The organism is Dolomitihabitans soli, from assembly GCF_022213955.1.
Lineage (GTDB): Bacteria > Actinomycetota > Actinomycetes > Streptosporangiales > Streptosporangiaceae > Streptosporangium_A > Streptosporangium_A soli.
This window is the reverse complement of sequence record NZ_JAKNTW010000013.1, coordinates 239,633-262,341: the sequence shown is the minus strand read 5'-3', so window position 1 is coordinate 262,341 and position 22,709 is coordinate 239,633. Positions and strand designations below refer to the sequence as shown.

The 22,709-nt window shown below is 70.1% G+C and carries 22 protein-coding genes; 14 read left to right on the top strand and 8 right to left on the bottom strand.

The annotated features are described in order from the left end of the window. The first annotated feature begins 8 nt into the window (after positions 1 to 8). The 4 genes from MBA17_RS26480 to MBA17_RS26465 all read left to right on the top strand — a co-directional run bounded on the left by MBA17_RS26480 (position 9) and on the right by MBA17_RS26465 (position 4,232). On the top strand, positions 9 to 1,004 hold the full coding sequence (locus MBA17_RS26480; RefSeq protein WP_238499288.1) for a TIGR04222 domain-containing membrane protein: 996 nt from the start codon (positions 9 to 11) through the stop codon (positions 1,002 to 1,004). Between the two features lie 254 nt (positions 1,005 to 1,258). After that, complete coding sequence (locus MBA17_RS26475; protein WP_238499287.1) at positions 1,259 to 1,816, top strand: hypothetical protein; 558 nt, start codon at positions 1,259 to 1,261, stop codon at positions 1,814 to 1,816. Between the two features lie 46 nt (positions 1,817 to 1,862). Further along, complete coding sequence (locus MBA17_RS26470; protein ID WP_238499286.1) at positions 1,863 to 2,624, top strand: isoprenyl transferase; 762 nt, start codon at positions 1,863 to 1,865, stop codon at positions 2,622 to 2,624. Positions 2,625 to 2,963: 339 nt separating this feature from the next. Then, positions 2,964 to 4,232 (top strand): PhoH family protein, encoded by a 1,269-nt coding sequence (locus MBA17_RS26465; RefSeq protein ID WP_455432856.1) that lies wholly within the window; start codon positions 2,964 to 2,966, stop codon positions 4,230 to 4,232. Positions 4,233 to 4,236: 4 nt separating this feature from the next. Here the strand turns inward: MBA17_RS26465 and MBA17_RS26460 are convergent, their stop codons facing one another. From MBA17_RS26460 to MBA17_RS26450, 3 genes are read right to left on the bottom strand one after another with little or no spacing between them, the layout of a single operon-like run. Further along, positions 4,237 to 4,788 (bottom strand): hypothetical protein, encoded by a 552-nt coding sequence (locus MBA17_RS26460; protein ID WP_238499285.1) that lies wholly within the window; start codon positions 4,786 to 4,788, stop codon positions 4,237 to 4,239. Beyond that, entirely contained in the window at positions 4,785 to 6,209 is a 1,425-nt protein-coding gene (locus MBA17_RS26455; protein WP_238499284.1) for a sensor histidine kinase, read from the bottom strand. Before MBA17_RS26455 ends, MBA17_RS26460 begins: the two co-directional genes overlap by 4 nt. Next, a complete protein-coding gene (locus MBA17_RS26450; protein ID WP_238499283.1) occupies positions 6,206 to 6,880 on the bottom strand; it encodes a response regulator in 675 nt (224 codons plus the stop codon). Before MBA17_RS26450 ends, MBA17_RS26455 begins: the two co-directional genes overlap by 4 nt. A gap of 409 nt (positions 6,881 to 7,289) precedes the next feature. Here MBA17_RS26450 and MBA17_RS26445 point away from each other — a divergent pair, with 409 nt between their 5' ends. The 8 genes from MBA17_RS26445 (at position 7,290) to MBA17_RS26410 (ending at position 15,633) form a co-directional block, all read left to right on the top strand. Beyond that, positions 7,290 to 7,907: an aggregation-promoting factor C-terminal-like domain-containing protein gene (locus MBA17_RS26445; RefSeq protein ID WP_455432855.1), complete on the top strand. Its 618-nt coding sequence runs from the start codon at positions 7,290 to 7,292 to the stop codon at positions 7,905 to 7,907. Positions 7,908 to 7,978: 71 nt separating this feature from the next. Beyond that, positions 7,979 to 9,949, top strand: coding sequence for a glycosyltransferase family 2 protein (locus MBA17_RS26440; protein ID WP_238499281.1), 1,971 nt, complete (start codon positions 7,979 to 7,981; stop codon positions 9,947 to 9,949). Between the two features lie 223 nt (positions 9,950 to 10,172). Further along, the gene (locus MBA17_RS26435; protein ID WP_238499280.1) at positions 10,173 to 10,931 is read left to right on the top strand and encodes an ABC transporter ATP-binding protein; all 759 of its coding nucleotides are present in this window, start codon (positions 10,173 to 10,175) and stop codon (positions 10,929 to 10,931) included. Next, the gene (locus MBA17_RS26430) at positions 10,918 to 11,610 is read left to right on the top strand and encodes an ABC transporter ATP-binding protein (RefSeq protein WP_238499279.1); all 693 of its coding nucleotides are present in this window, start codon (positions 10,918 to 10,920) and stop codon (positions 11,608 to 11,610) included. Before MBA17_RS26435 ends, MBA17_RS26430 begins: the two co-directional genes overlap by 14 nt. A gap of 11 nt (positions 11,611 to 11,621) precedes the next feature. Continuing rightward, on the top strand, positions 11,622 to 12,863 hold the full coding sequence (locus MBA17_RS26425; RefSeq protein ID WP_238499278.1) for an ABC transporter substrate-binding protein: 1,242 nt from the start codon (positions 11,622 to 11,624) through the stop codon (positions 12,861 to 12,863). A gap of 18 nt (positions 12,864 to 12,881) precedes the next feature. Beyond that, positions 12,882 to 13,736, top strand: a complete 855-nt coding sequence (locus MBA17_RS26420) for a branched-chain amino acid ABC transporter permease (protein WP_238499277.1) — start codon at positions 12,882 to 12,884, stop codon at positions 13,734 to 13,736. Further along, positions 13,733 to 14,812 (top strand): branched-chain amino acid ABC transporter permease, encoded by a 1,080-nt coding sequence (locus MBA17_RS26415; protein WP_238499276.1) that lies wholly within the window; start codon positions 13,733 to 13,735, stop codon positions 14,810 to 14,812. The genes MBA17_RS26420 and MBA17_RS26415 overlap by 4 nt, the downstream gene beginning before the upstream one ends. A gap of 101 nt (positions 14,813 to 14,913) precedes the next feature. Continuing rightward, positions 14,914 to 15,633 carry a dienelactone hydrolase family protein gene (locus tag MBA17_RS26410; RefSeq protein WP_238499275.1) on the top strand — a complete coding sequence of 240 codons (720 nt, stop codon included), beginning with the start codon at positions 14,914 to 14,916 and terminating at the stop codon, positions 15,631 to 15,633. Between the two features lie 249 nt (positions 15,634 to 15,882). Here MBA17_RS26410 and MBA17_RS26405 read toward each other — a convergent pair whose 3' ends face one another. Then, positions 15,883 to 16,512, bottom strand: coding sequence for a response regulator (locus MBA17_RS26405; protein ID WP_238499274.1), 630 nt, complete (start codon positions 16,510 to 16,512; stop codon positions 15,883 to 15,885). Then, positions 16,452 to 17,525 (bottom strand): sensor histidine kinase, encoded by a 1,074-nt coding sequence (locus MBA17_RS26400; protein WP_238499273.1) that lies wholly within the window; start codon positions 17,523 to 17,525, stop codon positions 16,452 to 16,454. The genes MBA17_RS26405 and MBA17_RS26400 overlap by 61 nt, the downstream gene beginning before the upstream one ends. A 153-nt stretch (positions 17,526 to 17,678) precedes the next feature. Between MBA17_RS26400 and MBA17_RS26395 the strand changes: the two genes are divergently transcribed. Next, the gene (locus MBA17_RS26395) at positions 17,679 to 18,677 is read left to right on the top strand and encodes a hypothetical protein (RefSeq protein WP_238499272.1); all 999 of its coding nucleotides are present in this window, start codon (positions 17,679 to 17,681) and stop codon (positions 18,675 to 18,677) included. A 6-nt stretch (positions 18,678 to 18,683) separates the two neighbouring features. On the opposite strand, the gene MBA17_RS26390 is transcribed toward MBA17_RS26395, so the two are convergent. From MBA17_RS26390 to MBA17_RS26380, 3 genes are all read right to left on the bottom strand, one after another. Next, positions 18,684 to 19,241 (bottom strand): YciI family protein, encoded by a 558-nt coding sequence (locus tag MBA17_RS26390; RefSeq protein WP_238499271.1) that lies wholly within the window; start codon positions 19,239 to 19,241, stop codon positions 18,684 to 18,686. Between the two features lie 99 nt (positions 19,242 to 19,340). Further along, positions 19,341 to 20,432, bottom strand: a complete 1,092-nt coding sequence (locus tag MBA17_RS26385; RefSeq protein WP_238499270.1) for a HAMP domain-containing sensor histidine kinase — start codon at positions 20,430 to 20,432, stop codon at positions 19,341 to 19,343. Then, entirely contained in the window at positions 20,429 to 21,082 is a 654-nt protein-coding gene (locus MBA17_RS26380; protein ID WP_238499269.1) for a response regulator transcription factor, read from the bottom strand. Before MBA17_RS26380 ends, MBA17_RS26385 begins: the two co-directional genes overlap by 4 nt. Before the next feature lie 87 nt (positions 21,083 to 21,169). Here MBA17_RS26380 and MBA17_RS26375 point away from each other — a divergent pair, with 87 nt between their 5' ends. After that, positions 21,170 to 22,540 carry a S41 family peptidase gene (locus tag MBA17_RS26375; protein ID WP_238499268.1) on the top strand — a complete coding sequence of 457 codons (1,371 nt, stop codon included), beginning with the start codon at positions 21,170 to 21,172 and terminating at the stop codon, positions 22,538 to 22,540. The last annotated feature ends 169 nt before the right edge of the window (positions 22,541 to 22,709 follow it).

The following is a 22,709-nucleotide window of genomic DNA, read 5'->3' as shown; positions in this document are numbered from 1 at the left end:
GAGGCGGAGTGGAGTTCGTCTTTCTCATCCTTGGTGCGCTGGCCGCGGCTCTGGTCGGATCGACGAGAGCCGAGGCACGGCGGGAGTACCGCAGGGTGCGTTCGCTCAGTGCCATCGGACGTGCCGGCCAACTCGGCCCCTACCCGCTCGCCTACCTCGCGGGCGGTCCGCGGCGGGCGATCAACACCGCGCTCGCGGTGCTCGCCAGATCGGGTGCGATCCGGGTCTCCCGCGGCGGCGCGATCAACCCGGTGCACGGGGCGCCTTCCTCGGCGGAGGCGGTGGAGCAGGCGGTGCTCGACGCCGTCGCCGCCCGTCCGGGCGGTTGCTCCGCCGGCGACCTCCGCCGCGAGCTGGCCGACAGCCCCGCGATCCACGGGCTGCGCTATCACCTCACGGGCAGAGGGCTGCTCGTTCCCGACGGCAGCTTCGTGCCGACGTCCCGCCTGGTGGCCAGGCTCAGGATCGTCTCGGCCGGGGCCGTCGTGCTCGCCGCGGGCATGGTGGCGCTGGTCGCCGTGGGGCCCGCGGTCGTCAACGTCCTCTCCTTCGCCGCGGTGGCGGTCGCGGGCGGCATGGGCGTCGTCGGCCTGATCGCCGGCCGCCGCCTCCGCCGCGGCCTGCGCAACGTCGTCACCCTCGCCGGCCGCGAGGAGCTGGCGGTGGCCCAGCGCGTCCACCTCAGGGGCGGCCCGGTGCCCGCCGGCGCGGGTCTCTCGGCCGCCGTGGGCTTTCCCGTCGCGCTGTACGGCCTGAGCGAGGCCGGTGACAACGAATTGGCCGACCAACTCGACGCAGAAGAGAAGAAGAACGCCGTGGCGGGCGGTTCGGGCTGCGCGACGGGTGCCTGCGGCGGTGGTTCGGTGGGAGGCGACTCCTACGGCGGGGGTGGCTACGGCGGGGGCGACTACGGCGGCGGGGGCTCCGACGGAGGGTCCGGTGGCGGGGGCGGCGGTGGTGGTGGCTGTGGCGGGGGTTGCGGCGGAGGGTGTGGCGGCAGCTAGGTTTCCGCGACGATGACCGCGCCGGTTCTTCGGCCGGCTCCCCGAGCGTCTCCATACGGGCAAACTCGTCGCGGGCGGCGGGCGGCGGGCGGCGGGCGGCGGGCGGCGGGCGGCGGGCGGCGGGCGGCGGGCGGCGGGCGGATCGGAATCGGCTGGACGGAACGACTCCGGCCCTCCGTCTGCGGCGTCATCGCCGGCCGGAGTTTGAGTGGGTCCGCCGGGGATACCTCACAGGCATGGGGGGACTTCGCTGCGTGGACGGGTCATATCTGACCGTTACTCCGCTGACCTGTACGGACAGCGTCGGCGTGCCGTACGAGGTCGTTCTTGAGCTTCGCCGGGACGGCACGCCGTACGGGATGGTGGGGGAGCGGTGCGGGTGGGTTCTGGCGCGGCTGGCGCTGGGGGTGGCGGCGGCGCGGGCCGAGCAGGGCGGGTGCTGGGTCGATCCGGACGACCGTTTTCCCGGGGAGGGGCCGGAGACGGAGTTGTTCGCGTTCAGGTGCCGTGAGCGGGCCGATGTGGCGGGTGGCGGCGAGCTGCGCTGCCTGCTGCGGACCCGGCCGATCTGGATCCAGGCGCGGGACCGTCCGGCGCCGGGGGAATGGCGGCTCACCAGGCGGGCGATCGTCGAGGCGTGGGGTGCGGGCGGGCTCGGGCTGCGTGCCGTACTCACCTCGGCGCAACTGGGTGAGTTTCTCGGCGAACTCGTCACGGAGGTCGAGCGCTGCCTGGGCGAAGGATGTGGAGAACCTGTGCGGGAACGCGGCAGGAACCCCGTAGAGGGGGCAGGCACCTCCAGAAGGCGGTGATAATTGCCTGTGGTCCGGGCATGGCACCGGCCGGAGGGAGGATTCGATGGGCGTCCGCGACGTGGCCTACCGTCTGTACGAACGCCGGCTGGAGGTGAAGCTTCGCCGCGACATGATTCCCAGGCACGTCGGCGTCATCATCGACGGCAACCGCCGCTGGGCGCGTTCGATGGGCATGGCCGACGTGGCCCGCGGGCATCGCAAGGGCGCGGACAAGATCGCCGAGTTGGTGGCGTGGTGCCGCGAGGCGGGCGTCGAGATCGTCACCATCTGGATGCTGTCCAGCGACAACCTCACTCGTCCCAAGGGCGAGATCGAGCCGTTGATGAAGATCATCGAAGATGTGGTGCAGGAGCTGGTCGCCGACGACTGGCACATCAACCCCATGGGAGCCCTTGATCTGCTGCCCGATCACACAGCTCGTGTCCTGAAAGATGCTAAAGAAGCCACATCGCACCGACCCGGGCTGATTGTGAACGTTGCAGTTGGGTATGGAGGAAGACGTGAGATCGCTGATGCGGTGCGCTCTCTCCTCCAGGAGCACGCCAGCAAGGGGGCGAGCATCGAGGACCTCGTCGAGGTCCTCGATGTGGAGCACATCGCGGAGCATCTCTACACGCGCGGCCTGCCCGACCCGGATCTGGTCATCCGGACCTCGGGGGAGCAGCGACTCTCCGGATTCCTGCTCTGGCAGAGCGCCCACTCGGAGTTCTACTTCTGCGAGGCCTACTGGCCGGATTTCCGCAGGGTCGACTTCCTGCGGGCGCTGCGATCCTATGCCGCGCGGCACAGGCGGTACGGCACCTGAGACGGTATGCGCGCTGGAAACGGCACGTGAACACCCCCTTTCGGACAGGCTTGACGTATTGGGGACCGGGTATTCAGGACGTACCGTAGGAGGCAGGCGGGCAGAGTCCGCCTACTCCGGAGAGGGCCCGCCTTTGCGCAACCACCTGTTGAGGGGGGCCGGAATTCGGCGCCGTCTCGGCATGGTCCGAGCGCAGTTCCGGGTCCGGTCCGCATCCCACCTCATCTGGTCAGGGCGTCCATCCCACTGGCGCCCGGGGGAGAACGCGTGGCAGTGTCCTCGAGTAACCCATCCTCACGCAAATCACCGTCCCGCCGCCGTGCCAAGCGGCGGACTTACGTGCTCGACACCTCGGTCCTGCTCGCCGACCCGGCGGCAATGACCAGGTTCGCCGAGCACGAGGTGGTTCTGCCGATCGTCGTGATCACAGAGCTGGAGGCCAAGCGGCACCACCCCGAGCTGGGGTACTTCGCCCGTAAGGCCCTCCGTTACCTCGATGATCTGCGGATCACGCACGGCAGGCTGGACGAGCCCATGCCGGTCGGCGAGGGCACGATAAGGGTGGAGCTCAACCACAGCGACCCGTCGATCCTGCCGGTCGGTTTCCGGCTGGGCGACAACGACAGCCGCATCCTCACCGTGGCCCGCTCGCTGGCCGCGGAGGGCTGTGAAGTGGTGCTGGTGTCGAAGGATCTGCCGATGCGGGTGAAGGCCGCATCGATCGGCCTCGTCGCCGAGGAGTACCTCGCGGAGCTGGTCGTCGAGTCCGGCTGGACCGGCATGGCCGAGGTCCAGGTGACGACCGAGGACGTCGCGTCCCTCTTCGAGCACGGCACGGCCGATCTGGAGGAGGCCAGGGAACTGCCCTGCCACACCGGTCTGCGGCTGCTGTCGAGCCAGGGGTCCGCCCTCGGCCGGATGCTGCCCGACAAGTCCGTGCGGCTGGTGCGCGGCGACCGCGAGGTCTTCGGACTGCACGGCCGCTCCGCCGAGCAGCGCATCGCGCTCGACCTGCTCATGGACCCCGAGGTCGGGATCGTGTCCATGGGCGGCCGGGCCGGCACGGGCAAGTCCGCGCTGGCCCTGTGCGCGGGCCTGGAGGCGGTCCTGGAGCGCCGCCAGCACCGCAAGGTGGTCGTCTTCCGCCCGCTGTACGCCGTGGGCGGCCAGGACCTCGGCTACCTCCCCGGTTCGGAGAACGAGAAGATGGGCCCGTGGGCCCAGGCCGTCTACGACACGCTGGGCGCGGTGACCACGCCTGAGGTGATCGAGGAGGTCCTCGAACGCGGCATGCTGGAGGTGCTGCCGCTCACCCACATCCGCGGCCGTTCGCTGCACGACGCGTTCGTGATCGTGGACGAGGCCCAGTCGCTGGAGCGCGGCGTGCTGCTCACCGTGCTCTCCCGGATCGGCGCGAACTCCCGGGTGGTGCTCACCCACGACATCGCCCAGCGTGACAACCTCCGGGTGGGCCGGCACGACGGAGTGGTCGCGGTGGTGGAGAAGCTCAAGGGGCATCCGCTGTTCGCGCACGTGACGCTGACCCGTTCCGAGCGCTCGCCGATCGCCGCGCTGGTGACCGAGATGCTGGAGGACATCGGGGTCTGACGGGTCACGGGGGGAGCCGGTCGTCCGGCGAGGCCAGATCGCGGAACTCGCTGCACACGTGCTCCCCCCAGCTTCGCGGGGTCCCGGTCGAGCTGGAGATCTGGGTGACCTGGACGACCCAGATCCGCCGTTCGGGCAGCCCCATCGTCGTGCAGGTGATCTGGGCGAGGGCGGCGCGGCTGAGCCCGCCGTCGCCGCGCACGAAGACGTGCAGCCGCAGCCCGCCGGGCACCTCGGGGTCGTTCCGCACAGCCTGGCCGTACCGCGAGGTCTGGCTGTCGGCGTGCGTGAAGCCGGCCAGGCCCGACTTCAGGCCCGGCGGGGGCGGTTCGCTCGCCTTGAACAGGGCGTCCACTATGTCCTCGATCGTGCTCGACGCGGCCGAGACCCTGCGCGGTTCGAGCCGCCCCTCTCGCAGCAGGTAGACCGTGACGAAGGTGGGGTTGGCGCTGATCACCGGCGCGCTGCCGCGGTCCAGCACTCCGGAGGGCTCTATCCCGCACCCCATCGGTACGGCCAGCAGCAGCACGAGCAGAATCCGGGCGTACCGTCTCACGAGTGCGGCAGCCAGACCGTGAAGAGGGTGCCGGGCTCCTGCCGCCTGACCGAGATCGTCCCGCCGTGGAGCTGGGCGTTGGCCCTGGCGATCGACAGCCCGAGCCCGCTGCCGTCACTCCGCGTACGGCCCGCCTCGGCCTTGAAGAAGCGGTCGAAGACATGGGGCATGGCCTCGGGCGGGATGCCCTTTCCATGGTCGCGCACCTTGACCTCCAGCCCGTTGTCGGTGCCGCGGGCGGTGACCATCACCGGCGGCTCACCGTGTCGCAGCGCGTTGCCCACCAGGTTCGCCACGATGAGGTCGAAGCGGCGTGGGTCCAGGGAGATCGACAGTCCTTCGGAGACGTTCACCCGCACCTGGTCACTCCACCCTCGCATCTCCAGGCAGTCGCAGATCGCGTCGGCGATGAGCACGTGCTCCAGGCGGAGCGTGGCGGTCCCGGCGTCGATGTGACTGGCCTCGATGAGGTGCGCGACCAGCACGCGGAGCCGTTCGATCTCGTGCAGTACCAGGTGGACCGCCTCGGCGGGGGCCCCGGGCAGCCGCTCGGCCTCCTCCCTGAGCATGTCGGTCACCGCTGTCATCGCGGTCAGCGGGGTCCGCAGTTCGTGGGAGACGTCGGCGACGAAACGGCGGGAGATGGCTTCGAGGGATCGCAGTTCGCTCACGCTCTTCTCCAGGGCCGAGGCCGTGTCGTTGAAGGTCGCGGAGAGCCGGGCCAGCTCGTCGCGGCCGTGCACGGGCAACCGGGTGTCGAGGTGACCGGCGCCCAGCGCGCGGGCCGCCGCGCCGAGTCTGCGTACCGGCAGCAGCACTCGCCGGGCCGACAGCAGGGCCCCGGTGAGCCCGATGATCAGCGTGATCGCGCCCGCCTGGGCGAGTCCTTCGCGCAGGTCGGCGAGCAGTCGCTGTTCCTCGACGAGGGAGACGAACACGAACACCGTCATACCGGTCGGCTGGATGGTGCCGTCGCGCGCGGTCCGGTGCGGCTGGGTGCCGATGACCAGCCAGACCTGGCCGTCGATGACCGCCCGCTGGGTGACCAGCCGGCGCAGCGCCTGGCCCTGCATCTCGCCGGGCACGTCGTCCATCCGCAGGTTGCGGTCGGGGTAGACGGTGCTCTGGTAGCGGACGATGACCTCGCGGCCGGGCCCGCCGAGCGTCTTCTGCACCTCGGCCAGTTCCTCGCTGGTGGGCGGCAGTTCACCCGGCCAGAGGTCGCCCATGGGCACCGTGATCTGCTCCAGGGTGCGCGTGACGTCGGACAGGGCGGCCCGTTCGGTGCGGTTGATCAGGGCGTTCCTGACGAGCTGGTAGCCGATCCCGGCGACCAGCGCGGACGCGGTGACGGCCACCAGGGTGAAGGTGATCACCAGACGGGTGCGCAGCCCGGTCGGCATCCGCCTGAGCGGCTTCACGGCGGGCTGAAGCGGTACCCGAACCCGCGCACGGTGTGGATGAACACCGGCTCGGCGGGCACCGGCTCGATCTTGGCCCGGACCCGTTGCACGCAGGCGTCGACCAGTCGCGAGTCGGCGACGTGGGAGTGGTCCCAGACGACGCGCAGCAGGTATCTGCGGTTGAGCACCTGGCCGGGATGCCGGACGAGTTCGAGCAGCAGCCGCAGTTCGGTCGGCGTCAGGTGGATCTCACGCCCGGCTTGGGTCACCTTCAGCGCGCCCCGGTCGATGACCAGGTCGCCGAACGAGATCCGGTCGGAGGACGCGGACTCGACGCGGCGCAGCACCGCCCGGATCCGCGCGTCGAGGACCCGCGGCTCGACCGGCTTGACCACGTAGTCGTCCGCCCCAGCCTCCAGGCCCACCACGACGTCGAGGTCGTCGCCCCGCGCGGTGAGCAGGATCACCGGGAGCTGGTCCAGTCTGCGGATGCGGCGGCACACCTCCACGCCGTCGATGCCGGGCAGCATCACGTCGAGGATCACGATCTCCGGACGCCGGGCGCGGATGTGGTCGAGCGCCTCCTCGCCGGTGGAGAAGGCCGTGACGGAATGGCCCTGCCGGGTGAGCGCGAGCTCGAGACCCGTGCGGACCGAGGGATCGTCTTCCACCAGGAGGATGCCAGCCACGCGGCACATTATTGTGCACTGTCCGATGAATCCCCTTATGTCACGAAACTGTGACACGGCACCCATCCAACCGGCACGTGGCACCACAAGGCTGAAGTAGGTCCTCCCTTTGCTGCGGGGGCGCGAGGGGCGGACCTCCATAGTTGTGACCAACATCACACCTCATCCGAAACAGGCGCACTACCAGGCTTATCCCTGATCACGCCATCTACTGGTAAACGGGATTCATGCCTCAAGCCAACCGAGAATCGCGATTCGGTTGCGGAGCACCCCCCTGTTCACGGCAAGCTCATAGGTCGTGAGTTCCCGTCCGCAGTTGAGAGAGCGCTCCGCGCCGCAGGGCCAGCGTGCCCGTCGCCGTAGTCCTCGCCGTTCCTCCGGCGGTTCCTCGTGGCTCACTCCCAAGCGAGTGATCATCTTCGGGGTCACCCTGGTGGTCCTGGTCGGGGGCGGCGGCTTCACCGCCTACACCGCCGTCCAGAACGCCAACACGCCCGCCGACCCGTTGACGCTGGCCGACTGGGCGAGCCTCATGAGCGGCGATCCCTACGCCCCCGACCCGGCCGCCGACGCGCTCAAGGAGCAGGCCGTACAGGCGATGAAGAAGGACGCGCTCGTCGAGGGCAGGGACCGCAAGGGGCTCAACGCCGTCGTGATCCCCACGCAGGCTCCGGGCGGCGACGGCTTCCTGCCGAAGAACTTCCCGCCGGGCAGCGACCCCGACCCCGGCAGCAACAAGGCCGTGGCCAAGGAGATGCTCTCCGCCCGCGGGTGGGGGGACTCCGAGTGGGGCTGCCTGGAGCGGCTCTGGATGAAGGAGAGCACCTGGAACGAACGGGCGATGAACCCCAGTAGCGGTGCCTACGGGATTCCCCAGGCGCTGCCCGGGGGCAAGATGGCCAGTGCGGGCGCCGACTGGCAGACGAACCCCGCCACCCAGATCAAGTGGGGTCTCGGCTACATAGCGGGCCGCTACAAGACGCCCTGCGGCGCCTGGGCCCACTCCATGGCCAAGGGCTGGTATTGAGAGGCCGCGATTCCGTCCTGAATCGGCAAGTCCGAGTGCGTCTCCCCGGTTGACGCCGCACGCTGGCACACATGGGTGTGAAGGTCAGCGTGATCATGCCGGTGCGTAATCCCGGGGGAGGCGCGGATGCGGGTATCCGGTCGCTCCTTGAGCAGTCGCTGCCGCCGGACGAGTACGAAGTGATCTTCGCGGACGACGGGTCGGCCGACGGCACCGCAGAACGGCTCGACGTCATCGCGAGCACCCGGCCCAACGTGCGGATCCTGCACCTGGAACCGACGGGCTCGCCGATGCGCGGCAGGAACGCCGGCCTCGCGGCGGCGGTCGGCGAGTACGTCTACCTGCTTGACCAGCACGACCGGCTGGACCGCGAGGCGCTGCACCGGATGCACGCGCGGGCCGTCGCCGCCGAGGCCGACGTGCTGGTCGGCAAGCTGGTCCGCGACAACGGCGCGCCGGCCACCGCGTTCTACGCCAACCGGGAGCGGGCCGACATCCTGCGCGACCGCCTGCTGACCCAGCTCACCCCGCACAAGCTCTTCCGCAAGGCGTTCCTCGACGCTCACGGGCTGCGGTTCGCCGAGCACTCGGGGCCGCTGGCGGAGCAGGCGTTCGTCATGCAGGCGTACCTGGCCGCCAAGGTGGTCGCGGTGCTCGCCGACCACGTCTGCTGCCGGGTGGGAGAACGCCGACGTTCCTCTCAGGAGCCCGCGGCGACCGCGAGGGAACTCCGGGCCCTGCTGGACGTCATCGACCGGCACACGCAGCCTGGGAGGCAGCGAGACCGCATCTACGCGCACTGGCTCCGCGCCGCGGTGCTGCGCCCCTTCATCGGCGCCAGGTTCGTGTCGTCCTCGCAGGACCGGGCGGTGCTCTACCGCGCCATGCGCGAGCTGGCGCTCGAACGCTTCCCCACCCGCCTGGACCCGATGCTCCCCGTCCACCTGCGCGCGGTCGCGGCCCTGCTCCGCGCGGGCCGCCTGGACCAGCTCGTCATCCTGGCCGGGCTGTCCCGCGGCACCGGCCTGCGCGCGCACCTCGACGAGGTGCGCTGGGACGACGGCGTGCTCACCCTCGCCATAGACGCCGAGATCGTCGGGCCGGACGGCAGGCCGATCACGTTCACCGCCGAGGACGACCGGTTGTACTGGCGTCCGCCGCTGCCGATCGCGGACTCCGTGCTGTGCCCCTCGCTCACCGACGTGACCGAGGACGTGGCCATGGCCCGCCTGAACGTCTACCTCCGGCACACGGAGTCCGGCGCGACGCACGTGCTGCCCGCCACCAGCGAGATCGTCTCCCGCGGGGAGGGCCGCGACGCCCGCGTCCAGCTCGTCGGCGACGTCCGCCTCGACGTCGGCACCGCCGCCGGCGGCCACCCGCTGCCCCGCGGCCTGTGGGAGGTGCACGTGCGCCTGTACAGCGGCGCCTACCAGGCCCGTACCCGGATCGGCCGGGTCAGGAAGCCGCTGAACTGCGTGGGAGTGGTGGCCGACCATCCCCGGCGGCTCGTCGTCCCGTGCTGGACCGACGACGGCGAACTGGGCGTGTGCGTCGAGCCGAAGAGCTTCGCCGAGTCGATCGCGCTGGTGTCGCTGGGCGCCTCCACCGCCCGGCGTGACGGGCACGTCTTCATCGTCGTGCCGGTGCCGTACGTGCCGCCGAGCGGGGGGCCGCCGGTCGAGCTGACGTTGCGCAACGGTTCCCGGGAGATCTGCGTCCCAGGGCTGGTGGAACCGGGCATTCCCGGCAAGATGGCCGGTCAGCTGGTGGCCAAGGTGCCGATGCGCCGGATGCCCGCCGCCGGCTACCTCGGCCCGGGGACCTGGGTGCCCTCGCTGCGCACGGACGGCCGCGAGGTCGGGCTCCGCTTCGAGCTGGAGATGCACCGGGGGCGGCGGATCATGGTGCGGCCCTCGGTGGCCGTGGAACCGGCGTTGGAGCCCCGCCGCTCGGTCTTCCACCGCGCCGCCGCCCAGGTGCCGGGCGCCCGCCACCTCGTGCGCCTGGCACGGGCGGGGAAGTCGCGTTACCGGCTCTGAGCTTCTGGTCGCCCACCGAAGTGTGTAGATCACCTACATGAACCGGTGGCCCGCTGTGGACGCGGTGGCCAGAGCGTGTGACGTGTGCCACACCGACTCTCGGGTCTGACCAAATGTGTGCTCGGTCCACATAGCTCGCGGTCAAGGCGTGTCCTAGCGTTCCCGGTCACATGAAGGAACGCACAAAGGAGCGAGACTTGCGACCGTTCCGGCGAGACACGCGGTGAGTGGCTCCATCCTGAGCGCCGAGGGCCTCGTCAAGGAGTTCAGGGGCTTCCGCGCCGTCGACGAGGTCGGCCTTGACGTGGCCGACGGGTCCGTGCACGCCCTCGTCGGTCCCAACGGAGCGGGCAAGACGACCCTGTTCCACCTGCTCACCGGCTTCCACAAGCCCACGGCCGGGCGCATCGTGGCCGCCGGCAGGGACATCACCGGGTATCCCCCCGAGCGGGTGGCCAGGCTCGGCCTCGCCAGATCTTTCCAGATCACCAGCCTGTTCGCCCAGATGACCCCGCGTGAGCACGTCGAGCTGGCCCTGCAGAGCGCCACCTCGCTCGGCTGGCGCTTCTGGCGGTCGGACAAGGTCCTGCACCGGTTCCGCGACCGGGCGCTCGAACTGCTCGCCGAGGTCGGCCTGACCGAGCAGGCCGAGCAGCCCGCCGACAGCCTCGCCTACGGCAGGAAGCGCGCCCTGGAGCTGGCTCTCGCGCTGGCCCTGGACCCGAAGGTGCTGCTGCTGGACGAGCCGACGGCCGGCATGGGCATGGAGGACGTGGCGCGCACGGTCGAGCTGATCCAACGGGTGCGGGCGGGCAGGACCGTGGTGCTGGTGGAGCACAACATGCAGGTCGTGGGGGCGCTGGCCGACACGGTGACGGTGCTCCAGTTCGGCAAGGTCCTCGTCGAGGGCCCCTACGAGCAGGTGAGAGCCGACCCCCGGGTGATCGCCGCCTATCTGGGAGACGCCGATGCTGCGCATTGACCGCCTGTCCGCCTGGTACGGCGAGGCCCAGGCCCTGCGCGAGGTCTCGCTGGCGGTCGAACCGGGGGAGGTGGTGACCCTGGTGGGCAGGAACGGCGCCGGCAAGACGACTCTGCTGCGCTGTGTGATGGGACTGCACAAGCAGCTCACCGGCACGGTCGAGTTCGAGGGCGCCGCGCTGCCCGCGCTCCCCGTGCACCGGCGGGCCAGGCTCGGGCTCGGCTGGGTCCAGGACGACCGGGGGATCTTCGCGTCGCTCAGCGTCGAGGAGAACCTGTTGCTGCCCCCCGTGGTCGGGCCGGACCCGTGGTCGCTGAAACGGGTCTACGAGGCGTTCCCCCGGCTGGCCGAGCGCCGGCGCTTCCCCGGCACCAAGCTCTCCGGAGGCGAGCAGCAGATGCTCGCGATGGCGCGGGTGCTGCGGATGGGCTCCCGGCTGCTGCTCTGCGACGAACCGACGGAAGGGCTCTCGCCGCTGCTGGTCCAGCAGATCGGCGACATCCTGCGGGAGATCAAAACCCAGGGCGTGACGGTCCTGCTCATCGAGCAGAACGTGCACTTCGCGGTCACCGTGGCCGACAGGCACTACCTGCTGGCCGAGGGCCGGGTCGTCGAATCGCTGGACAACGCCCAGGTCAGGGCACGTGAACACGAGCTTCTCGAATACCTAGGAATATGAAGGAGCAACCCATGGGCGTTAGCCGTACGGCCGCGCTGGCGGCGGGAATCGCGGTGGTGGCTGCCGGGTGCGGCGGCGGGCCCGGCGGTGGCGACGAGAAGATCAGCAACGGCAAGATCACACTGGCCGTGCTGAACGACCAGTCGGGCGTCTACGCCGACCTGTCGGGCAAGAACAGCGTCACGGCCGTCACCATGGCCATCGAGGACTTCAAGGCCGAACACGGCGACAAGGCCGTGGCCAAGGAGATCGACGTGGTCACCGCCGACCACCAGAACAAGCCCGACGTGGCCAACTCCAAGGCCCAGGAGCTCTACGACCGCCAGCAGGCGGACATCATCCTCGACGTGCCCACCTCCTCGGCCGCGCTGGCCGTGGCGGGGCAGGCGAAGGCGAAGAAGAAGCTCTACATCAACGTCGGCGCCGCGACCACCGAGCTGACCGGCGCGCAGTGCAACAAGTACACGTTCCACTGGGCCTACGACACCTACATGCTGGCCAACGGCACCGGCACGACCGTGACGGCCGAAGGGGCCAAGGACTGGTACATCGTCTACCCCGACTACGCCTTCGGCCAGGACATGGAGAAGAGCTTCACGGCGGCGATCTCCAAGGCGGGCGGCAAGGTGCTGGCGAAGGACCCGACGCCCTTCCCCAACGACAACTTCTCCACCTTCCTGCTGAAGGCGCCGGGGATGAACCCCAAACCGGCGGTGCTCGGCACCATGCAGGCGGGCGGCGACCTGGTCAACCTGGTCAAGCAGTACAACGAGTTCAAGCTGCGCGACAAGGGGGTCGACCTGGCGGTCGGGCTGATGTTCATCACCGACATCCACTCCCTCGGCGTGGCGGCGTTCGAGGGCACCAAGTTCACCGACGCCTGGTACTGGAACGAGTCTCCGGAGAACCGCGCCTGGGCCGACAAGTTCAAGCAGCGGACCGGCGCCAGGCCCACGTTCGCGCACGCCGCCAACTACTCCGCCGCCATGCAGTATCTCCAGGCGGTCCAGCGGGCCGGCACCGACGACTCCGACGCGGTCGTCAAGACGCTGGAGAACCACGCCTTCGAGGACGTCTTCGCCAAGAACGGCAAGGTCAGGGCCGAGGATCACCGGATGATCCACGACGTCTACCTGGCCCAGGTCAAGGCGAAGAGCGAGGTCACCGAGGAGTGGGACTACGAGAAGATCATTAAGACCATTCCCGCGGCCGAGGCGTTCAAGCCCCTCGCCGAGAACACCTGCAAGTTCTAGGAACAGGCGGAGGCTGCCGTGCAACAGGTGTTCAACGGCCTGGTCAGCGGATCGTTCTACGCGCTGCTCGCGCTCGGCCTCGCCGTCATCTTCGGGATGCTCGGCGTGGTCAACTTCGCCCACGGCGCCTTCTACATGCTGGGCGCGTTCGGCGCCTACATCCTGCTCACCGAGGCCGGCGTCAATTTCTGGCTCGCCCTCGTGCTGGTCCCGCTCGCCCTCGGCCTGTTCGGGGTGATCCTCGAACGGCTGCTGATCCGCCGCCTGGCCGACCTCGACCCGCTGTACAACTTCCTGCTCACCTTCGGCCTCACCCTGATCCTCCAGGACCTGCTCAAACGCGAGTACGGCGTGCAGTCGCAGCCCTATCCGCCGCCCATCTCGGCCACCCTCGACCTGGGCCTGTTCGAGTACCCGGCCTACCAGGTCTTCGTGCTCGGCTGCTCGATCGTCGTCTGCCTGGCCGTGTGGTTCGTCCTGTCCCGGACCAGGGTCGGCATGATCGTCCGAGCGGCGACCGAGCGGCCCGAGCTGACCAGGGCCTTCGGCATCGACGTGGGCCGCTGGGTGACCCCGGTGTTCGGGTTCGGCGTCGCCCTCGCCGGACTGGCCGGGGTGCTGGCCGCGCCGATGCGGGCGGTCAACCCGCTGATGGGCGCCGACCTCATCATCACGGTCTTCGCGGTCGTGGTGATCGGCGGGCTGGGCTCGACGTTCGGCTCGGTGCTCGCCGGGTTCCTGATCGGGGTCGTCGGCTCGCTCGGCAACCTCTATGTGCCCGCGCTCTCCCAGACGCTGGTGTTCATCCTGATGGCCGCTGTGCTGCTGTGGCGGCCTGCGGGCCTGTTCGGCCGCGAGGAGGCCCTCACGTGATCGTCGCAAGGCTCGCCGGGCGGCCCCTGCTGCTCGCCGCGGGGCTGGTCGTGGCGCTGGTGCTGCCCTGGCTGGTCTACCCGCCCGTGGCCATGGACATCGCCTGCTGGGCGCTCCTCGCCGTGGCGGTGGACCTGCTGCTCGGGTTCACCGGGCTGCTGTCGTTCGGGCACGCCGCCTTCTGGGGCAGCTCGGCCTACGTCGCGGGGCTGCTCGCGATCCACGCCGGGGTGCCGTTCCCGTTGGCGGTGCTCGGCGGCGGGGTGTTCGCGGCGGCGCTCGCCGTACCGATCGGGTATCTGTCGGTGCGGCGGACCGGGATCTACTTCGCGATGGTGACCCTGGCGTTCGCGCAGATGGTCTACTTCGTGGCCAACCAGTGGCGTGGGCTGACCGGCGGGGAGAACGGCCTGCAGGGGGTGCCCAGGGAGCTGTTCGGGCTGGATCTGTCGGATCCGTTTGTCTTCTACTACTTCGGGCTGCCGCTGGTGCTGGCGGGGCTCTGGCTGGCGTGGCGGATCGTGCGCTCGCCGTTCGGCAGGGTGCTGCTGGCGGTCCGGGACAACTCGGCGCGGGCGCGGGCCCTCGGCTACCCCGTGGACAGGTACAAGCTGCTGGCCTTCGTGCTGTCGGCGGGCCTCGCCGGGCTGGCCGGCGGGCTGTTCGCGATCTCCCACGGGTTCGCCTCGCTCCAGGAGGTCTACTGGACCACCTCGGGCAAGGCCGTGATGATGGTCGTCCTCGGCGGCATCGGCACCCTGTGGGGAGGCGTGCTGGGATCCACCCTGGTCGTGCAGTTGGAGGACTACCTCGCGACCGCCGGGTTCGACGGCATCGGCATCATCACCGGGACTGTCTTCGTGCTGGTCGTGCTGCTCTTCAGGAAGGGGATCTGGGGCACCGTCGCCGCCGCCCTCCGTCCCCGCCTCGCGCGCGCCTCGGGCTCAGGCTCAGGATCGGGATCGGGATCGGGCTCGGGCTCGGGCTCGGGCGAAGCGGCGGGATCACCGGAGTCCGGCCCGGAGTCCGCTACCACCGACCAGGCGCCGACCGGCCCGCCCGACGCGAAGACGTAACGCGTCACGCTCATCCCCGCGGTGATGGTGTGCGGATCCCACACCGTCTACCGCTAGGAGGCAGCACCGGGTCTTTCGACGAATCTGGCTATCTTGGACGGATGCATACTCGCGTTGACACCGTGAACGCCGATGATGGCTCGTTCGACGTCCGCGTCTGGACGCCGACCGGTGGCTCCGGGCCAGGCATCCTCCTCGTACAGGAGATCTTCGGCGTGGGCCCGTACATCGAGAAGGTCGCCCGCGACCTCGCCGAGCTGGGCTACGTGGTAGCCGCGCCCGACCTGTTCTGGCGTCTCCAGCCCAACTGGCGGGCGGAGCACACCGAGGAAGGGGTCCGAGCGTCGGTCGAGCTTTCCAGCGGCTTCGACTTCGCGAGAGGAGTGGCCGACTGCGCGCTGACTCTCGCCCACTTGCGCTCCATGCCCGAGGTGACCGGCGCGGTCGGCTCCGTCGGGTTCTGCCTGGGAGGCTCTCTCAACTATGTCCTGGCGGCGCAGGGCGGACTGGACGCGGTCCTGTCCTTCTACGGCTCGGCCGTCCCCGACTCCACTGAACTGATGAGCCAGATCAACTCCCCCCTCCTGCTGGTCTTCGGCGGAAGCGACCCCTACATCCCGCGTGACCAGGTCGCGAAGGTGGAGAAGGCGGCGCAGGGTCGGCCCAACGTCCGGATGCACATCGCCGAGCAGGCGGGGCACGCCTTCCACAACAGCGAGGCACCGATGTTCCACCACCCTGAAGCCGCTGCCCGCGTCTGGAACGAGGCCGTCGCCTTCCTCGACACCAACCTGCCGGTGGCACCCCTCAGCTCGGATTAGCAAGACCGAGGGTTCGAGTACCCCACCGCCTGTCCGCGACAGCGGACTTCCTTCGTCCAGTGCTGCGCGAATGTACGGCATGCCAGGTCGGCGGCCCCGCGCCGTCCGCGGCGGGGCCCTACGGGGCCAACGCTTCTCGGGCGCGCTGGTTGATCGCCGTGACGACCGGCCCCTCGGCGTGGATCCTTCGGTTTCTTGATTACCGTCGGGAGCCTTCAACGCCTCGGCACACTGCCGGTGCGCACGGCGTCATGGCTCGGCTCTGCCGGTGGCCCAGGTCCACGAGGCGATACCGACCCGATTTCTGGCTCCGGTCTTGCGCTGAATGGAGGCGATGTGGTTTTTGACCGTGCCCGGGGCGAGGAAGAGTTCCGTGGCGATCTCAGCGTTGGTCTTGCCATGCGCGACCATCATCGCGATTTCGTCCTCGCGTTCGGTGAGGACGACGCCCGGTGTCTCATGGGGAAGGCTGCGCTGGCGCAGCAACCGGACGGTGAGCTGCGGGCTGATGAGCATGTCGCCGTTGACCGCGGCCCGGATGGCCTCGATGAGCAGGGTGGGGCCGGAGCGTTTGAGGATGAACCCGGAGGCGCCGTGTCGTAGGGCGGCGTGCACGTACTCGTCGAGCCCGAACGTGGTGACGATCACGACATGAATGCCGGTGCCGGCCAAGGCGCGGGTCACCTCGATGCCGTCGGCCCTGGGCATGCGGATGTCGGCCAGCACGACATCGGGTTCGATCGTCTTGGCGGAATCGATCGCGGCGCGGCCGTCGGAGGCCTCGGCCACCACGGTCATGTCGGGCTGGGCGTTGAGGATCATGCGGAAGGCGCTGCGGATGCCTTCCTGGTCGTCGGCGATGAGGATACGGATGGCCACACCGGCGATTGTGCCAGCGGCAGGCGGGCCGTCAGCGACCACTCCTCCGGCATGGCCTGCGTGACCAGCTCGCCGCCCTGCTCCTGGACGAGCGCGGCCAGCCCGGGCAGGCCGTAGCCGCCCTGCCGGCTGCTACGCGTCCGGCTCACGCCGTCGTTGGTCATCGTGATCTCGAAGAATCCGGAGAGGACGCTGACGCTGAGATCGACCCGGTCGGCCTGAGGGGCGTGGCGCCGGATGTTGGTCAGTCCTTCGACGACGATCCGGTAGGCCAGGGCCGCGGTCTCCGCCGGAACCACCACGGTCGGGTCCATGTGGAGGCGGACCTGCGCGGGACCGGCGACGGAGAAGCGTTCGGCGGCCTCGCGGACGCCGCTCAGGTCGCCGACGGCAGCGAGGGGCCGATCGTGGTGCAGCATGTCCAGGGTGCGATCCAGCATCGACATGGCCCGCTGGCCCGCGGTTTCGACACGTTCGAGCGCCTGCCGAGGATCGCCCGCGACCATGCCCGCCTGGGCGTGCGCCACCATCTCGCTGATGTCGTGGGCGACGAAGTCGTGCAGGTCCCTGGCCAGCTGGAGCCGCAAGTCGGTGCGGACGTCGGCCACCGCGCGGTCCTGCCGTACGTTGAGAAAACGCAGGTAACCGCCGGCGGCGGCGGCCAGCAACGCGCCCAGCCCCCAGAACGTGCACACGCCCAGCCCTTCCAGGGCCGAAGCGGGGGTGAAGACGCGTAGCAGCCAGGTGGCCGCGGCCAGGCCCGCCGCCAGTGCGGCCGGCGCGGCCTGCCGTGCCGGCGCGTACCGGAGGACCAAGCCGACCAACACCATGAGCGCCGCGCTCTCGGCCATCCCCAGCGCGTCGGCACCCGGTGCGGGCCGCGTCGCGCCGATGAGGTGGGCCAGCGTGAAGGCCAGGGACACGGTCGCGGCCAGGCAGGTCGACGCGGGCAGACGGGACCTGAGCCGCGGCCGGGCGAACCCCGTCGCCGCCACCACAACGGGAATCAGCACCGACACCAAGGCAGCAACCCACACCAAGTCCACCAGAGCGACGATACGTGCATCTGCGAGCCGCCCACGGGTGCCGAACAGCACGTTTACCGGCGGCAAGCAGTGCCGAACGGCATCTGGCCCGGCAGCCTGCCGCCCCGAGACGCTGAGCACATGAAAACCATCACTTCTGTCTGGCGAGATCATGCGGCGGTGCTGTGGGCGCTGGCCTATGGCGCGCTCGGAGTGGCGTGGGCGCTGGGGATGCCGGGCTTCCCCTGGGGCGCCTCCGACCCCGACCCGGACGGTGCACTGTCCATCCTGGCCGGCACCACGCCGCGCTTCGGCTGGTGGATCGCCGCCTTCGGCCTGCTCACCGCCGTGACGGCGCTGGCGCTGCCCCGCACAGGCGGCCGCGCGCCCTTGTTCCTGGCCTGGCCGATCGCCGCGCTACTGGTCCTGGTGATCCCCGACTCCCGCCTCATGATGGGCGTCGCCTACACACCGCTGCTGCTGGTCGCGCCGGTCTTCGGCTGGAGCCTGGGCGGCGCCACCTTCGCCGACGCCTGGCCGTGGCCCGTGCTCAACCAGCTGGTGTGCGTGCTGGGCGGGCTGCTGCTGGCCGCCGCGGCACTGGCCGGCAGCCGACGCCGGAGCCGTAGGAACTGGTTCACCCCTGAGCGGGGGCGGACGGCCGTGTACGTCGCGGTCGCGGTGCCGCTGGTGTACTGCGCCACCCGGTGGGCGTGGGCGCTGGGCATCCCGCTCGGCGTCAGCCCGGAGTTCCTGGCCGAAGGCGAGGGCGGCCTGTGGCTGGCGGGCGCCTACCTGGCGACCTTCGGCGCGTTCGGCGGTGTGCTCACCCTCGGCCTGACCCAGCGGTGGGGGGAGATCTTCCCGCGCTGGATCCCCGGCCTGCGCGGCCTGCGGGTGCCGCCGTTGCTGGCGGTCATCCCCGCCGGGTTCGTTTCGATCATCGTCACCGTGGCCGGGCTGACCTACGTCCGGTGGACGATCGCCGGCCGGTTCGCCCTGGCCGAATGGGGGGCCTGGCTGCCGGAGTGCTTCTGGCCGATCTGGGGCGCCGCGCTGGCTACTGCCACCATCGCCTACTACCGCCGCCGCAAGCACGACCCACACCCAGCAGACGTCGACCACGCCCTCGTACGGTGAACAGCATCACCGCCGTCCGCCGGGCTGCCAGTTGTGCACCTCGATGTCGGCGTACCGGTCCGGGGTCAGGATGGCGCGTGCCGTGTCCGGGTCCGGCGCCCGGACCAGCGCCGCCGTGCCCAGCCAGGTGGTGCCGTCGTCGGCCAGCAGCGGCCCGTAGGCGATCAGCCCGTCCAGGTCGGGCACGGCGAGGTCGGGCGGTACGGCGAGGTCGGCGGCCTGCCCCGTGCCGAAGCCGAGCACCAGGTACCGGTTGCCACCGGTCTGGCCGCCGGGGAAATCCCACATTGTCCGCCCCAGCGTGTTGCGCCACCGCCGTAGCAGCACGTCCCGGTACACGCCGGCCTGGTAGTTCGGCTCGTCGAACGCGAACGCGCGGGCGGCGCCGGGATCGGGCAGGTCGACGATGTGCACGCTGCCGGTGGGCAGGTCGCCGTCGAGGGTCGGGCCCCGGGCGATCATCTCCTTCGCGTACCGGTCCATGTAGGACCAATGCTCTTCCAACAACTCCTCGCGCAGCGCCACGGAGCCGGGCCGGTCACGGTGGTAACAGAGGAACTCCATGCCTACAGTCTCGACCCACCAACAGATCGCCCCGCACAAGTCGCCCCGGAAACGGCCGGTGACGAGCGTCGGCTGTACGGTCGGGCAGCCGGGGCGGACCTAAAGGTCATTCGTCTCGAATCCCCGACTTCGATACCCCGTGAAAACTACGACGACCTCCAGCCCGCCGCCCGGGTTGGGGCTCGCCCGTATGTCGGCCCCGTGCGCCTTCGCAATCGAGGCGACGATCGACAACCCGAGCCCGGCGCCCTGCTCACGGGTCGTGTGGAGTCGCCGGAAGGGCTCGAAGAGATCGCCGAAACGTTCCCTCGGCACTTCTGGGCCGGTGTTCCGGACTGTCAGAACTCCGTGGAAGAGCGTTATCCCGATGGTTCCGCCGGGACGGTTGTAGCGGACCGCGTTGTCGACGAGGTTGGTGACGAGGCGGTTCAGCAGGACCGGATCCCCGTCGACGACGAACGGTTCGACCCGCGTTGTGACGGTGACGTCGTCCGGGCCTCTTTCGGCTAGGACGAGTCGTACCACCTGATCCAGAGCCACCGGGGTTCTCTTCTCCAGGCCGTGTTCCGCCTGGGCCAGGACCAGCAGGGCGTCGATGAGGTTCTCCGTGCGGTGGTTGTGGAACAGGAGCTTGTCGCGGATCTCGCCGACGTCCTCGGGGAGGCCGATCTCGATCGCCGCTCGTTGGACGGCCAGCGGGGTCCGCAGCTCGTGGGACGCGTTCGCGATGAACCGCCGCTGCCCCTCGACGGAGCGTTCGAGGCGGTCGAGCATCGCGTCGAAGGTGTCGGCCAGTTCCTTGAGTTCGTCCTTCGGCCCGATGAGCGCGATGCGTTCGTGCAGGGTCGACAGGGACAGTCGCTGCGCGGTGGCGGTGATCCGGTGGATGGGCCGCAGGATCCGCCCGGCGACCAGCCATCCGACGACCACCGACACCAGCGCCATGATCCCGACCGTCAGCGCGGTCACCTCCCACTGGTAGTTGACCACGTCGTCCACCACTTCGGGCAGCGGCGCCTGCCGGTCGACCGGCCCCCCCAGGATCGGCGCCACCGGCGCCACGGGGAGCCGTCCGATCCGCGCGTGCAGCGCCTGGCGCAGCAGCAGGTTGACCGTGACCAGCAGGATGACCGAGGTCAGCAGGAACAATCCGGAGTAGATCAGCGTGAGCCGGACCCGGACCGTCGTCACAGCAGGTATCCCGCACCGGGAACCGTCCGGATGCACGGCGGGTCGCCCAGCTTCGCCCGTAAGCGGCTGACCACGACGCGCACCACCGTCGTGAACGGGTCGGTGTTCTCGTCCCATGCCTCTTCGAGCAGCCGTTCGGAGCTCACGACCGCCCCGCCGGCCCTCATCAGCACTTCGAGGACGGCGAACTCCTTGAGTGACAGGTGCAGATGCCGCCCGTCCCGCGACGCCTGCAGCCGGTGCGTGTCGACCACGATCCCGTGCCGCATCAGCATCGGCGGCACCGGCGACTGGCTGCGCCGTCCCAGCGCCTGCACCCGTGCGACCAGCTCGGCGTAGTCGAACGGTTTGGGCAGGTAGTCGTCGGCCCCCATCCCGAGACCCGCGACCCGCTCCGGCACCGACGCCGCCGCCGTCATCATCAGGATCCGCGTACGCTGCCCGCGCGCCACCAGCTCACGGCACACGAGGTCGCCGTGCATCTCGGGCAGGTCCCGATCCAGCACGAGAACGTCGTAGTCGTGCACCGCCAGCCGTTCCGCCGCGGCGGCCCCGTCATACACCACGTCGACGGCCATGGCGTGGCGGCGCAGCCCCAGCGCCACGAGATCGGCCAGGTCGCGTTCGTCTTCCGCCACCAGAACCCGCATGCCAGCGTTTGTACCCGAACCGGGGTAACAGCGGCGTTAACGGATCCGTTCACGGCCGTGCAACTCGCTCCTGACCATACTGCGCTCATGATCAGAGCCCTCTGCGCCGCCGTCCTGGTGACGGCCTGCTGCATGTCCGCACCCGCGTCCGCCCTTGCGTCGCCCCCGACGTCCCAGCCGAAGCCGTCGTCCCCACCGGCCACCACCCTGGGCGAGGGCTGCACCGCCATCAAGGAGCCACCGTCCGAATCGGCGCCGCCGACCTCGATGAACACGCTCCGGCAGGCGTACTTCTGCGTGCTGGACAACTACTACAGCGGCCCGGCCATGGATCCGAAGGAGCTACTGAAGAACGCCTTCGCCGCCTACACCCAGGACCTGATGCGGCGCGGCGCCGACCGGGCCGACCTTTGGCTGCCCGCCCTGACCGGGAACCGCGACACCGACTGGGCCGCCTTCGAGAAAGTCCTCGGCGCCGGCGACCCCGCCGCCCTGCGCGCCGCGATCACCGGCATGGTCGCCGGACTGCAGGACAACCACGCCCGCTGGATCAAGCCGACCCCGCCGCCGGAGGGCGGACCGACCGGAACGGGCATCGTGGGCCTGTCGGGCCTGCGGGGCCCGCAGTTCGATCCGGCGGGCCGCCCGCCGGTGTTCATCACTCGCGTCCTGCCCGGCAGCCCCGCGGCCAAGGCCGACGTCAGACCCGGTGACATCCTCGTCAAGGTCAACGGCGTGCCGGTGTTCATCGGGAACACCGTGAACCAGAGCATCGTCGAAGCCTTCGCCACCAACCCGGTAAAGCTCACGCTCAAGCGCCCCACGACGGGACGAACCCGCACCGTCGAGCTCAAGGAGGGCCCCATCACACAGCAGCGTCCGGTGGTGACATCGAAGACGCTCGCCGGCGGCGTCGAGTACGTCCACCTGCCCGGATTCTACGAAGGCGCCGCCGACCAGGTCATCGCCAAGCTGCAGGGTAAGCCGAAGGCAGTGGTCCTCGACCTGCGCGGCAACGGCGGCGGGTCGCCTCGCGAGGTGACGCGGCTGCTCGGCGCGTTCGCGCACGGCAAGATCACCAGCTACTTCTGCCCGCTCAAGGGCGACTGCGTGGCCAACCGGACCGACGACAGCGTCCCGCTGCTCGGCCTGCGCCTGGTCGTCCTCACCGACCGCGGGTGCGCCTCGGCCTGCGATGACTTCAGTGCGGCCGTCAAGGGCAACGACCTGGGCACCCTCATCGGGACCCGCACCGCCGGAGCGGTCTCCGGTCCCGCCGAGGCGTACCTCCTCGACGACGGCAGCATCCTGCTGCTGCCCAAGATCCGACACCTCGGCCCCGCCCGCGAAATCATCGACACGATCGGCGTGCCGGTCGATCACTATGCCCCCATGACCGCCCTCGACCTGGCCACCGGCCGCGACCCGGGCGTGGCCAAGGCACTCGCGCTTCTGTAGCCTCCGAGCAGCGGACGATCTTCGACCTCCAGGCACGGCCTGCCGGATCTGGCGTACGGCATGCCGCCTCGGCTGCCCCGCGCCGTTGGCGGGCCGGGCCTGCTGGGCCGACGCTTCTCGGGTCGCGGCGCACATAGGCTTCGGACGTGCAGGGTCGAGGGGGAGCGGA